The sequence below is a fragment of the Bacillus sanguinis genome (assembly GCF_018332475.1).
In the GTDB taxonomy this organism is placed as follows: domain Bacteria; phylum Bacillota; class Bacilli; order Bacillales; family Bacillaceae_G; genus Bacillus_A; species Bacillus_A sanguinis.
Genome location: NZ_BOQB01000081.1, coordinates 1 through 14,401, shown reverse-complemented (window position 1 = coordinate 14,401; position 14,401 = coordinate 1). Strand labels below are relative to the sequence as shown.

10 protein-coding genes and 1 pseudogene are annotated in these 14,401 nt (G+C 34.3%); 1 reads left to right on the top strand and 10 read right to left on the bottom strand.

The features are described from left to right. From KI369_RS10760 to KI369_RS10715, 10 genes are all read right to left on the bottom strand, one after another. Positions 1-1,131: RNA-guided endonuclease InsQ/TnpB family protein (locus KI369_RS10760; RefSeq protein WP_212955939.1), on the bottom strand; the 1,131-nt coding region annotated here is incomplete at its 3' end. A 169-nt stretch (positions 1,132-1,300) separates the two neighbouring features. Then, the gene (locus tag KI369_RS10755; protein WP_212955938.1) at positions 1,301-2,530 is read right to left on the bottom strand and encodes an MFS transporter; all 1,230 of its coding nucleotides are present in this window, start codon (positions 2,528-2,530) and stop codon (positions 1,301-1,303) included. 1 nt (position 2,531) lies between these two features. Continuing rightward, entirely contained in the window at positions 2,532-3,068 is a 537-nt protein-coding gene (locus KI369_RS10750) for an NADPH-dependent FMN reductase (protein ID WP_212955937.1), read from the bottom strand. A 146-nt stretch (positions 3,069-3,214) separates the two neighbouring features. Next, entirely contained in the window at positions 3,215-4,369 is a 1,155-nt protein-coding gene (locus KI369_RS10745) for a CgeB family protein (RefSeq protein WP_212955936.1), read from the bottom strand. Positions 4,370-4,403: 34 nt separating this feature from the next. Continuing rightward, positions 4,404-5,624 carry a tetratricopeptide repeat-containing glycosyltransferase gene (locus tag KI369_RS10740; RefSeq protein ID WP_212955935.1) on the bottom strand — a complete coding sequence of 407 codons (1,221 nt, stop codon included), beginning with the start codon at positions 5,622-5,624 and terminating at the stop codon, positions 4,404-4,406. 271 nt (positions 5,625-5,895) lie between these two features. Continuing rightward, the gene (gene gnd / locus KI369_RS10735) at positions 5,896-6,792 is read right to left on the bottom strand and encodes a phosphogluconate dehydrogenase (NAD(+)-dependent, decarboxylating) (RefSeq protein ID WP_000765992.1); all 897 of its coding nucleotides are present in this window, start codon (positions 6,790-6,792) and stop codon (positions 5,896-5,898) included. A gap of 18 nt (positions 6,793-6,810) precedes the next feature. Continuing rightward, the gene (locus KI369_RS10730; protein ID WP_212955934.1) at positions 6,811-8,160 is read right to left on the bottom strand and encodes a GntP family permease; all 1,350 of its coding nucleotides are present in this window, start codon (positions 8,158-8,160) and stop codon (positions 6,811-6,813) included. Positions 8,161-8,177: 17 nt separating this feature from the next. Then, positions 8,178-9,713, bottom strand: a complete 1,536-nt coding sequence (gntK, locus tag KI369_RS10725; protein ID WP_212955933.1) for a gluconokinase — start codon at positions 9,711-9,713, stop codon at positions 8,178-8,180. Positions 9,714-10,290: 577 nt separating this feature from the next. Further along, positions 10,291-11,622 carry an erythromycin esterase family protein gene (locus KI369_RS10720; RefSeq protein ID WP_212955932.1) on the bottom strand — a complete coding sequence of 444 codons (1,332 nt, stop codon included), beginning with the start codon at positions 11,620-11,622 and terminating at the stop codon, positions 10,291-10,293. Between the two features lie 153 nt (positions 11,623-11,775). Next, on the bottom strand, positions 11,776-12,933 hold the full coding sequence (locus tag KI369_RS10715; protein WP_212955931.1) for a serine hydrolase domain-containing protein: 1,158 nt from the start codon (positions 12,931-12,933) through the stop codon (positions 11,776-11,778). A 650-nt stretch (positions 12,934-13,583) separates the two neighbouring features. Between KI369_RS10715 and KI369_RS10710 the strand changes: the two are divergent. Continuing rightward, positions 13,584-14,401, top strand: a pseudogene (locus KI369_RS10710) (ABC transporter permease subunit); the annotation flags it as partial.

The following is a 14,401-nucleotide window of genomic DNA, read 5'->3' as shown; positions in this document are numbered from 1 at the left end:
GATATGACAAAACGATTGGCTATTTCTTTTTCCCATATTCGTTTCTTGTTTCCAACTTTTGTTTTGACCAATAACGATTTTACAAACTTCTTCTTCTTGAGCTAGTTTTACGATATGGTGACTAACTTTATGGAAGACGTCTTTTATTTTCAAGTAACGTTTTTGATGAAGTTTTTCTATCCTTTTAGAAGTAAAAGGTTCTTCATTCGTTTGTTTTCCATTTCTAAGAATACTTGTAAAATGACTCTTCATTTTATTGTAATATTGATTTATGCTTTTGACATGTTTGCCCTTAACAAGGACAGGTTTCATACCTGTGTTTGTTACGATGGTTGTAAGGTTATCAATCCCTAAATCAATACTCATATAACGAGCATTCTCTTCAATCATTTGTTGTTCAGAAGGAACATCCATTACCAATTCCACTACATATTCATTGTATTTTGGAATCACACGAACTTGTTTCAGTTTACCTTCAGTAAAACCTAGTTTCCCAATATTTAATTGCAATTTCGTCTTTGGAAACTTTAAAAATCTACCGTTTTTAATGATGCAATCTTGGTTTGTATACAGAATCTCTTTTTCAGAAGAACGAATATACTTTGGAATTCTAGGCGGTCCAGCATATTTGTTTGGATTCTTTTTATAGTCTTTTAAACTAGCAAAAAAAGATTTCCAATTTTGGAACAAACCTTTCATGATTGACTGGCTACATTGCGTAGGCAAAGCTCGATAATCATTTTGAATCATAGCCTTAAATAGTGCATCTAGAAAGTTGTAATCTACATAAGTTTTTTCAAAATTAGGTTCTGAAAACAAATTACATGTAATCTCTTTCTGTTCTTCTTTAGGCTTTAATTTCCCTTTTTCCAATTTCTTCTGATAGGCAAGAAGTTGTGCTTCATTCATCTTACCAATATTTTTATGAATATGATCCAGAACTTCTTTTTGCAAAGGCTGCAACTCTTTTTCTTGTGTTAATCCAGTGTACACCTGGCGTATATAAAAGTTTGTGGTGTTGTACATATTCTTAGCGTTATGACAACATTCTTGAAAATAAGAATACATACGATGCCCTTTTTTAATCCAAATTTGAAGAGTTTTATAGTTTGATGGATTTTCCTTTGTCATTTTATTCACCTCCTTGTTAAGGATATTATAGCAAAAAGAACATACGTTTTCGTTTTTTCTCGAAAATAAAATATTTCTTTCGATTCACCTCACCACCTTCACTTACGTTTAGAGGTGGGGGTCCTCTCGAAAGGAATGATAGAAAAAGATAGGAAGGCAGAAGTACTTTTTATATGATTGATTTATTAGAAACGTTCGTTCTTACTTTACGTTGTGATAGTACATAATAAATAGCGATTCCTAATGAGAAGATCAATATACAGCTTAATACGTAAAACGGCAGCATTACTCCAGCTTTAGATACACCCGCTGTAAACAGCATTAATAATACAATGCGTATTCCTGTACCAATTAATCGGAATAGGCTGTCTACACGTCCCATTACTTCGTTTGGAATTTCCTCCATCATTAATACATTTCTCGCCACCCTTGTCCCCGCATTTCCAATCGCATGAAAAATCGCTAGTCCATATAAAAATAATACGGATGGTTCAATAATCATTGCGGTAATTGAAATTACATAAATGCACATCGTCATAACGATTGAAACTTCTGTTTTGACATATTTCATGATGAGTGGAATACAGATTCCTGCAACAACCGCTCCAACACCGTACATCATCCCCTCTATTGCGTATACAGAGGCATTAGCTTTAAGTATATCCGAAATATAAACTGGTATTAAATAATTTGCCATCATAACACCGATAAACGGCATATAAGTCGCAAGTAAAAACCAAAAGAACTTCGGACGCTTTTGCATGAAGTGAATCCCTTCAAACAATTGCTTCTTAAATGTTACTTTCCTTTTCACTTCCTTTTTCTTTACGTACGGTATACATAAAAAAAGGACGAATGCTCCTACAAAAGTTAACATATCTACTAACAAAATCCATTTTAAAGAAATAATTTCAATAAGGAAGCTAGCAGCAGCTCCTGATATAACTTGCGTTAACTGTCCTTGTATTTCCATCGTTCCACTTAAACTTTTATAATGTTCTGCTTGAAATATCTCTTGGTTGAACGCAAATATTGTAGGGTAAAATAATAAATAGTAAAATGACCCTGCTATATATATAAGAATATAGTGAATAGAATGATAAGGTTGCCCGGTAAATCCCCATATAGCCATCATTCCTATAACGATTATCCCAATACCTTCATTACATAGTAATAAAGATTTTCTGGAAAAACGATCAATACTTTGCCCGATAAAAGGTGTTAATAAAAACATAATAAGAGTTGCGATGATGGAAACATAACCAAACGTTGTCTCTCCTCCATTCTCTTTAATTAATAACCACGGAATCGTTATCATAACAATTCCGGAACCAATAGCTGATAGACTATTGGCCCCTAGAATGAAATACAAGCGTGAATCTTTATACAGAGATGTCATATCACTCCACTCCTAGTTGTTTTTTCACCTCTTTATATACGCCCATATACGCTTTTAATTCTTTAACTAAATCATGAATTAATGGTTTTGCATCTTCTCCCAGTTCACCGTCTTGTACATGAAGTCCATCAAGCACAACTTGTTTTGGGATTGCATTTGCGTATACCCCTCTAGCTACAATGCGCATACTGTTTAATGCGTTAATTCCACCTTTACCGCCTCCAGCAACTGCAAGCAATGCGACAGGTTTATGTACAAATTCACTACTACTTAAGTAATCTAACGAATTTTTCAGCGCCCCACTCATTGCATTATGATATTCAGGTGTACATAGTACTACACCGTCTGCAGTTTTCACTAACGTCTTTAATTTTTTTACCGCTTCTAATTCACGTTGTGATTCCTCCCCATTATATAAAGGCAGTTCCTCTACTGATAAATCGTATAACTCTCCTTCAAATTGATCAGCAATATATTTTGCCACTACACGAGTTCTACCGAATTTTCTTGGTGTACCATTAATAACGACTAGTTTCATAATTATTTCTCTCCTTTGTTTTCCAGTTATACTTATATATTATCAGAAATTTCTATACAAAACACAATATAAAGAGGGAACTAGCTTGATAAAATAGTATGATAGAAGTAAAAAAGAACTCATACGAAAGTATGAGTTCTTCACAATTACTTTTCTTCCTCTTTACTGCTCAGTATCTCTACGCTTCCTTTCGCTTCAAAATGGTTATATGCTTTTTCTGCTAGTTTGATACGTTCTTCTGGTAAGGCTACATATTTCATAATATTTTCTATTATTTTTTCATACGGAGTAAACACAATTCCTGGCCACTCTATCTCGTCCTCTGGATTACTATTTTCCGAAATAATAAATTTTTTATTTGCCACTGCATAAGAAACTCGAGGTGTTTCAAGAATGCCTGATAAATAAAAATGAATATTCAATATAATTTTAGACCTAGCAATCAACTCATTTCTAACAATTCCCCACGCATTATTTTTAAAAACAATATTTAAATGCGGGGCAACTGCTTTTAATTGATCTAAAATAGCTTGCCGCCTTGGATTAAGAGCACCTATAAATAGAATATCAATGTCTTCATTTAACTCTTCATCAAATGCATCTTTTTTTATTTCTAGAGTTGGGGCATAGTTCATTTCCACATGTTTTATTTCTTTTCCTACTCCTTTTTGTTTTAACCATTCTATATTTTGTTTACTATAATCCCAAATTTCCTTATCTTTTAATAACATTAAATAAAGGGGATGCGCATAAGGACTTCCTTCATATAGCTGTTCTAAATTATAAATAATTGCATTTTTCGGAAGTAAATTCGGGTTATGTGCATATGTATGCGCTCCAAAAACAATTGTATTTTTCACATTTTCTAGTATTGTTTCTGATATAATTGCTGTATTTCCCTCCTGCTCCAATCGCCATTTCAAAGCTCGCGCGACATCTATAAAACTACCATACGTCTTTGGGCATATAAAAAGACAATAATCATATTCCTTATTCAAATAAGCTTCCATTAGTCTTAAATTGTTTTTATATAAATCCACATCCGGATATTTAAGTAAAAGCTCACTTGCATGTTTTTTTGCTACTTTATACATTCCAGCATAATAAGCAGCAATGCACCTTCTTAATTCAATTTTTTGCCGATGCTCATCTGCTACATCCATGTCTAAAAGAAGATTTGCGATACAATACGCTTTTAAATGATCTCGATCATAATAATAATCTAGTAGTGGCATCAATTCTTCATACGTATTTCCATGCACAGATTCCCCTAGTTCTAGCGCCCATCGTATTAATTCCATTATTACTCCACTACTCCTTTAACCGAAATTGTATTTAATAAAATTTCGCATTACTTTCTACCATATTTGCTATATGCAACGGTAGCTCTTCTTTTTTCGATTCCAAAATTTTTTGTGATACTGCACCTAAATGTTTTTTATGTGGTATATAAAAAGCACTTATAGAGATCTCATAGTCAAATAAGTAATCATACACATGATAATCTACAAATAGAAGATCATTATTTGGAAAAGGAACTTCCTTCCCTTGCAGAGCATACATCAAAGCAATATTATTTTGAGATTTTAATCGATACATTCTTGCAAGTTGATATAATGGCTCAGCCCGAGTTGGTCGATATTCCCACGCTTTTTGAAAATAAAGAATAGCTAATGCTGTAAACTGCTCTTCTTGCGTCTTAGCATTTTCTTTTTCATCCGCTTCTGTTACCTCATGTTGTTTATTTGCTGAACGGTTTGCTAGTTGTTCATAACAAAACCCTATTCGCAATAACGAATAGAAAACTTCTTCAACCCATCCCCCTGCGTCCACTCTTTTTTTGTACCATTTAATCGAATCTTCAAATTGACTTAAATGAAAATAAGTTTGGGCTAAATAAAATAAATATCTTATATGCAAATCTGGTGTTGTTTCTGGATCATTAATCCCTTCCAACAACAACCTCTCATCTCTCTCAAATTTATCAGCTTTACTCCCACCATCCCCAGGGTCGTTAACGACAAGAGTCTCTAACCTTGCTACTCTCGTATTGTAATTCGCACCAACTTTGGAACGATCTATATCCCAATACTCATGAGTAACACCGACAGATTTCCATGGTAAAGAAGCTTTCAAAAGGCGTGTAAGCCAATACTTAATATGAATATCATATTGCAATGTAAGATAATGGTCTTCCGTTAAACTAGTCTTATCAAACTCCGGATCAACTTCTAATATCATATCTGCATCTAATATTAATAAATAATCTGCTTCTGGATATGTTTGTTGTGCCAATGAAACAGCTAAACTTCTGTTATAACCAAAATTTTTAAATGGTTCATGATGAACTGTTCCAGGGATATCATTTTCTTTACACCAATTTTCAATAATTTCAGGTGTACCATCAGTTGATCCCGTATCACAAATAGAAACATAATCTACAATTGATTTTGTTGCATTTAAACATCTTTCCATAATTCTAGACTCGTTCTTAACAATCATACAAAGACATAACTTTTTTTCTTCCCCTGCATTCTTCACTTTCTCATTTCCCATTTAACCACCTCATATTTTATTAACACGCTCTTTTCATATGTAACACCACTTCATAGCTACACTGATGACATAATCATCCTTTTACTATTTATGAAAACTTCATTTTATTTATTCTTACTTTTATGTCAGGACATCTTTCATGCTTCACAATATATTTGATACAATCCGTACAAATACACAATGATTGAATGGTACTTTTAAATTAGCGATTTCTTAAACTATAAAAAAAGAAACTTGCGCTTATACACAAGTTTCTTTTCAAAATCATTCCCTATTTTTTTACAACTTCATGTCCACCGAACTGATTACGAAGAGCTGAAACTACTTTTCCGTGGAATGTATCATCTTCTTGAGAACGGTAGCGCATAAATAATGACATTGCGATTACTGGTGCTGCCGCTTGAAGTTCAAGTGCGGTTTCCACAGTCCATTTCCCTTCTCCTGAAGAGTTCATTACACCTTTAATACCATCTAGTTTTGGATCATCTGCAAATGCCTTTTCAGTTAAGTCCATTAACCAACCGCGGATAACTGATCCATTTGCCCATACTTTTGCAACATCTTCATAATTGAAATCAAAATCACTTTTATCTAATACTTCAAATCCTTCAGCGATTGCTTGCATCATTCCGTATTCAATACCGTTATGAACCATTTTTAAGAAATGACCACTACCAACGCGACCAGCATAAGAATAACCATTCTCTACTGCTAAATCTTTAAATAAAGGTTCTAATTGATCGTAAATTTCTTTTTCTCCACCAACCATTAAGCAAGCACCGTATCTTGCTCCTTCTACACCGCCTGATGTTCCGATATCTACGTAATGTAAACCAAAGCTTTTCGCTTCTTCCGCACGGCGTAACGTATCTTTATAGAATGAATTCCCACCTTCAATAACGATATCGCCTTCCTCTAATAATGGATATACATCTTTTAATACCGATTCAACAACTTCTCCCGCAGGTACCATTACCCAAATTGTACGAGGAGCTTCTAGTTCAGCGATCATTTCTTTTAATGTATGACGAGCAGTAATCCCTAAAGCCCCTGCTTTTTCAACAAGTTCTTTATTTACGTCATATACAACTACTTCATGCTTGTCTTCATATAAATGTTCTGCTAATGGGAATCCCATTTTTCCTAATCCAATTAAACCTAGTTTCATATTAATCAATCTCCCATTCTATACAAATATATTTAATAGCGAAATTAGTCCAAGTGCTACAACAGATAATATTGTTTCCATTGCAGTCCATGTTAATAATGTTTCTTTCACAGTCATTCCGAAATACTCTTTAATCATCCAAAATCCAGAATCATTTACATGTGATAAAATTAATGATCCTGCACCTGTTGCAAGTGCTAATAATTCAACGTTTACACCTGGTGTACTTGCTGCAATTGGTGCTACAATTCCAGCCGCTGTCATCATAGAAACTGTAGCAGATCCCGTCGCTATTCGGATAAGTGCCGCAATTCCCCAACCTAATAATATCGGTGAAATATGAGATTCTTTCGCCATTTCTGCAATCGTTGTCCCAATTCCAGAATCTAACAATACCTTATTGAATGCGCCGCCTGCACCGATAACTAACAGTATGTTCGCAATCGGCCCTAAGCAATCATTTGTAAATTGTAATACTTTATCTTTTGAGAAACCTTTTGCATAACCAAGACTAAAGAAAGAATATATCGTTGCAATTAATAATGCGACGATTGGATCTCCAATAAAGTGCAATACTTGCGCAAGTTGACTTGTTTTGTTTAGTGCTACTTCCGCAATCGATGCACCTAGCATTAGAAATACTGGAAGTAAAATAGTAAACAATGTATTTCCGAAACTAGGAAGTTCTTTCTTCTTATCTCTTTCAATGAATTGCTCCGCTATATCTAAAGGTACTTCTTTATGTATACGAGCACCGATCCATTTCCCGTAAAGCGGACCTGAAATGATTGCAGTTGGAAGTCCGACGATTAATGCATATAAAATTGTCTTCCCTACATCTGCTTTAAAAATACCTACCGCTGCCATTGCTGCTGGATGCGGCGGAACGAGTCCGTGCACAACGGATAGTCCTGCTACTAGTGGAATACCGATTGTAATAAGTGATACCCCTGTTTCTAACGCAATTGTAAATACTAATGGAATTAGTAGTACAAATCCAACTTGGAAAAACACCGGAATTCCTACTAAAAATGCAACGAACATCATTGCCCAGTGAACACGTTTCTTCCCAAAACGACCAATTAATGTGTTAGCAATTCGTTCAGCACCGCCAGATTCAGCCATCATTTTTCCAAGCATCGTTCCTAATGCTAAAACTATCGCTAAAAACCCTAACGTATTACCAAGCCCTAGTTTAATAGAATCGATAATCCCTGGATCTTTTGGTGAAGTTCCAATCAAGGGCATTCCCATTGCTAGCCCTACACCAATTGCTGTTAAAATTAACGCGACAAACGGATGCCATTTTACTACCGTAATAAGTAAAAGTAGTATGACAACTGCCGCTAGTACGATTCCAACTACCATTTCTCCCAATCCCCCTATTATTTACGTTGGAAAGCAGCTATACAATCAAATTCTTCTTTCAAACGATTGTATAGTCGTTCATACATATAAAACATTTCTAAATATATAGCCGTATTTTCTTTATTCGGTACGTGGTGATGAACAATATCAATCCAATCCTTAACCTCTTCAAGAGAATCAATTTTTCCTACAGCATATAAAGCAACTGCCGCTGCCCCAAGCGCAGATGCTTCATGGCTTTCAGGAACAAGCAATTCTTTCCCCATCATATCGGATAACATTTGTCTCCAAAATGCAGATTTCGCAAATCCTCCTGAAACGCGTATTTCAGTAAGTGGCCCTGTACAATCCCTGATTGCAAGTGCTACAGAATAGACGCTCATACAAACCCCTTCCATGACTGCACGTATAAAATGTTCTCGTTTATGTTGAAGGTTTATTCCAAAGAATGTGCCCCGAGCATTTGCATTCCAGTACGGTGCACGTTCTCCAGATAAAAACGGTAAAAATAGCAATCCACCTGCTCCAGCTGGTACACTTTCCGCATATTTAATTAATAAATCATATGGATCAATGCCAAGCTTCCTTGCAACTTCTTGCTCCGGGCTACCAAATTCATCACGTAACCATCTCAGTAATATTCCGCCGTTATTCGTTGGACCGCCGATTACCCAGTGCTCGTCTGTTAATGCGTAACAAAACGTTCTTCCTTTTTCATCTGTATTAACACTTGATGAAATTGTTCGAACTGCACCACTTGTTCCAATCGTAATTGCAGCTGAACCAGGAGATATTGCCCCAACTCCTACATTCGCAAGAACACCATCACTTGCACCAATAACAACTGGAGTATCTTCACGAATACCCATCTTTTGTGCTAATTCTCGTTTCATACCCGATAAAATATATGTAGTTGGTACTGGAGTTGATAATTTTTCTGAAGAAATATTTAACATTTCCAACACATCAACATCCCAATTTAGCGTTTCTAAATTGAATAACCCTGTAGCCGATGCTATCGAATAATCCACTACGTAACGTGAAAACAATTGATAAATAACATACTCTTTAATGGAAATAAATTTATAAGCGCTCGTATATAATTCTGGCTCTTCCTCTTTCATCCACAATAATTTAGAAAGTGGCGACATCGGATGAATTGGTGTACCCGTTCGTCTATAAATTTCATGACCATTCATATGTTGTAATAATTTTTCTGACTGTTTCGTACTTCGATTATCTGCCCAAATAATAGAGCGCGTTAACGGCGCATCGTATTCATCTACGGCAATTAATGCGTGCATTGCAGAACTAATACCAATTGAAGAAATATCTTCTGGTAACACGTTACCTTTTTCGATGGCAACGCTTACAGTTTTATATACAGCAGCACATATTACATCAGGATCTTGCTCAGCCCATCCGACGTTCGGTTGAATAATTGGATAATCTACTGCATGTGATGCAACGACTTTTCCTTTTTCTGTGAACACAACCGTTTTTGTACTTGTGGTACCGATATCAATCCCGATTACTCTCCCCCTTGTTTCCATGCGAACCTTCCCTTCATTTCTAGCAAAATACGATCTAGTAAACCGTTTACATGAATTAGTATATAAAATATTTTTTCATTAATCAAGTTTTATAAAGAAAAATTTTTTCATGACAAAAAATATATCCCCTCATTCCATTTCATTTATATACTATATGTAGCTTTTCCGTTCAGTAAAGTTACATAATATCCGTTTCGAAACACACTCTTTTTCTAGTTTTTAATTAACTTGTTCTTTAGCTTAATGGATATGTGGTTTATTGTAGAAACTCAAAATTTTTAGCAAGATTGCGTAAGGTGTTAGGGGAGAAAAAGTTTTAGATTCCTTGAGCAAATTGTAATAATAGATTAAATAAAAAACGCCATCCTTTCCTATGATTCTATGGAAAGAATAGCGTTTTTTTCATTTTAGTTAGAATTTTATTTTGTTAACTTGATAATACTGTGCTTCTATCCTACATCGTCTCTAATTTGAAAACATTTATTCCATTTAATAATTCTTTAATGAAAATAATCTAAATGATATTTTCAAACAACTATATTGACACTACACTTCATTAAGGCACATTATTCTAAATTTATTGATGTAGCTGAGATGGACTCACTTTTTGAATTTGAACAAGTATATCAAACGCTTTACCTAATGATATATCAACTGTTTTTGGTATATCAGGCCCTTCGGTAGCTATTCCAGCGAAAATTGGATGTTGTTCGTTTAACCAGGTTTTTGTCACGCCGTTTGCCTTACGTAAATCAATAAAAAATTGATCTTTTTTAACTTGGCCAAAGATGTAGTTATAACTGTTTGGATCATCCGATTTTAATATTCCATATGGGCCAAATTCACCATCGCTATTCTTGACATTGTATTGTCCTTCATAAACTGACGTTCCAATAGATACGTACCGTTTTCCATAATACTCTGCTAAATACTGCCCAGCTACTTTAGGGTATACAAAAGGAAGCATATTTGTTTTCGAAACGTGTCCATTATGTCCCCATACAATTGTTTTTCCTAAATGTTCTTCAGTCCACTTCGCATTTTCATACATTGCAATATCATGTTTCAAATATAAATCAGATGGTTTATCAGGAGGTGACGCTAACATTGTAGTAAACTGTTCAATAATACGAGCATTTTGTTTTATCCATGCGAACTCTTTAGATTTCCCATTTAAATTACTTTTATTTTCCTCTAATAAATCACTAATTTGTTTAGCATCTGAAATATACTTTTCTTTTTCTTCTTTCGTAAGGCTTTCAAAAGTATTCATATCCTTTGTTACAGGAATAAGACCTTTTATCTTCTCTTCTACCCTCGGCACAAGTTTTGAATTGGTTCTTTTAATATATTCTATTATATTATTATAAACATTCTCATTTACTGATTGAATGTCCATCCCAATGATACGCACTTTAGATTTATGTTTTGGATTAGCATTATATTGCCGAATCCAATCAAGTAAATCTAACATTTCTTTCGTCTTAAATATAGGTGATAGATATTGGCTTGGATTTCCCTTACCAGTAAGAACATATCGATCAAGTTCTAAAGCTCTGTCCCACCCCTCTTCTAAAACTAGGTTGGTAAAGCCCTTTTCAGATACTAAATAATTCACAATACGGTTTTTCATCGTAAAAACTTCATGAGCCCCATGCGTAGCTTCACCTAAACCTACAATTGAAGCTGAACCTACCATATTCTTAAGTGGTTTTAAATCATCAACAGATGCATTTGGATTCGTTGTTTTTAAAGGCTTCGCATGCATTTCTAACCATTCCGCTATTTGATTTTTCTTGTAGGAAGCTGTAACAGAAACTCCTGTTTTCGAGTCTGCATAAGTACTTCCTACAAAATTAGTCAATATTATAGCAGAAACACCAAGTGCAGTAATCATTTTCTTTTTCATAAAACCCTCCTGAAATACTTACTTAAAACGATAGCGTTCTTTTATACTTAATTACGAGTATTAATTTTTTTAGAGCAAGTTGTTTTTTTGCACCAAAATGGTATATTTTAAACTATAAAACTATGACAAAACTTATCCGTTTTTCCTTTTTGCCTACTTCCTAAATTCAGCAAGTAAAATACTTGTAAAAGGATCAGGATTACTAAAGTTAAAGCTGTTCAGATTGACGGCCAATGTATGCTTGCCTCCAAGTGTTCCACCAACAAAAGTGGAAAACCCTGGAACGCCCCCCCTGTGTCCCCATACCGAGACACCATTTGGAAGCTTAATTTCAAGTATTCCAAGACCATATCCAGTTCCTTCTCTTTCTGTAGGAACTGTAGTAAGCATTTCTTTTAGTTGCTGTTCCTTCAGTAATTTGCCACTGAGTAAGTAAGAGAAGAATTTGTTTAAGTCGTCAGCAGTGGAAATCATATCTCCATCCGAGCTACCTGGGTTAATATAAGTAACGTCTTTTAGCTCACTTGCTCCGTCTAGTTGCAAATAGCCACGGGCATGTTTGGTGCCTGGAATTACGCTTGAATTGCCAGGTAGGAATGTATTTGATAAATCAAGCGGTTCAATAATCCGATTTTCAACCTCTTCCGCATAGCTGTTTCCTGTTACTTTTTCAATAAGGATTCCTAGTATTACGTATCCTGTATTTGAATAAGACCAACCCTTCCCTGGAGCAAAGTCTGGGGGAAGAGAAATCCCCATGTTTACAAATTCTTCAGCCGTATACGATTTTTTTATATCCGTAATATCAAAGTCTTTTGAATTTATATAGTCAGCAATACCACTTGTATGATTCAATATTTGCCGGATCGTAATCTGGTTACCATCATATCCGTTTCCTTGAATGACACCAGGCAACCATTTTTCAATGGAGTCATCTAGATTCAAACGGTTCTCTCCAGATAATTGAAGTAGAACTGTTGCAATGAACGTTTTCGTTACACTGCCAATACGAAAGCGAAAATCTGCTTTCATTGGTTTCTTGGTTCTCACATCTGCTACCCCAGCGGTATAACTCCAAGTTTTACCACCCTTAGAAATGTTAGCGAGTATTCCCGGGTATCCAAGTTGTAGTGCATCCCGTATTGCTTTCTTAACGGAAGTACGATCGCTTTGCGTACTTGTTTGTAACGAACTAGATACATTTTGCGTAGATTCTGCTTTTACAATTGATGTTGGTGTTATGTATAACAGGGAACTACCAGCTATTAAAAGTGCTAGACTTGCACATGTAATTTTACTGCGTGTTTTCATAAAGAATTCCTCTCTTCTATTAAAATTGTATTGATGGTTGATAGGTATGTCATATGCTAACCACATAGCTATCAACTCTCCCAATGATAAAAGTCAACACTGAATTTGCAATCATCTATAGATCTATTATTTCCACAAGCAACTCTCTGAGCTAATAAATGATTAATCCTTCTTCTTCAGATGTTTGTTAATTTCTATAATTTCTTCTTTTTCTTCCATAGAGTTTTATTAATTTGTTTTTATAAAAATATATAGTAACTATTCCCCCTCTCGTTCTTCTCTATATTTTGATCATACACATTGAAAATCTCTTTTTTCTTACTCCTTCCTTACAAATTCCTTACGTTCAAAATCACTTCTATATTTCGGTGGTTTTTATTTTAAGAAAACTTAGTTCTATTAACTTATTAGCAATGGAATAGCACCAAATACCCATCAACTGAAGAAAAGTAAATGCCTCGAAAATGGAAATACTGTACATTTTGCTTGATGGACATAGGGACTGGCTCCTTACTATAACCTTTTTACCGTATAAATATATATTCCGTATTAAAATTATAAAATCCAATTAATTTCTTATTTTTCAGAAAAATAAGACAGTAACATTGAATTTATTGTATAATGTTGTAAAAAGATGTCGGAGGGATTTAATGTTACATAAAATATCTCAATTCACAATGAAGCTTTCATCCATTCTTTTATCACTGTTACTATTATTAAATTTACCTTATTTATTTATCACTCAACAAGGATTTACCTTTCAACCAATTTATTTTTTTGACCAGATCGTTACTATGTTAAAACAGATTTTCTCCCCTGAATCATTGTTGGTTATAGGATCAGACCCAAAGTTTGGTCATTTAAAAACAACACCATTATTTCCAACTGTTTTAGAACCTTATCTATATTCATTTACTATATTATTTTTAGCCTTTTTGCTTGCGCTCTTTTTATCATCTAGCATGGCATTTTTTTATTTTTTGGCAAAAGATTATATAAAAAAATGGATAAACCGAATTGTGTTCATATTAGAAGCTGTCCCCGATATGATGATGATGATTTGTTTGCAAATATTTTTCATATGGGTACTTCAGAAATTCGGGGAAGCTCCTTTTACCATTATTTCTTTTAATGAAAATCGAGCTTATTTACTCCCTATTTTATCTTTATCTGTTTTACCTACTTTACAAATGTTTCGAATGATGGTGTTATACATAAAAGAAGAACATGGAAAACATTACGTAGAGGTTGCATATGGCAAAGGCCTTTCATCAAGTTATATACTTTGTATTCATTTATTCAAAAATATATCTATCCACTTCTTCCACCATTTAAAAACGATTTTTGTTTTCTTACTGTCTAACTTATTCATTTTAGAATTTGTTTTTAATATGCAAGGCATTATTCAATTTTTATTTAAAAAGGCGTTTATTTCACACTTCAGCTGGCTTTATTTTACTTGTCATGA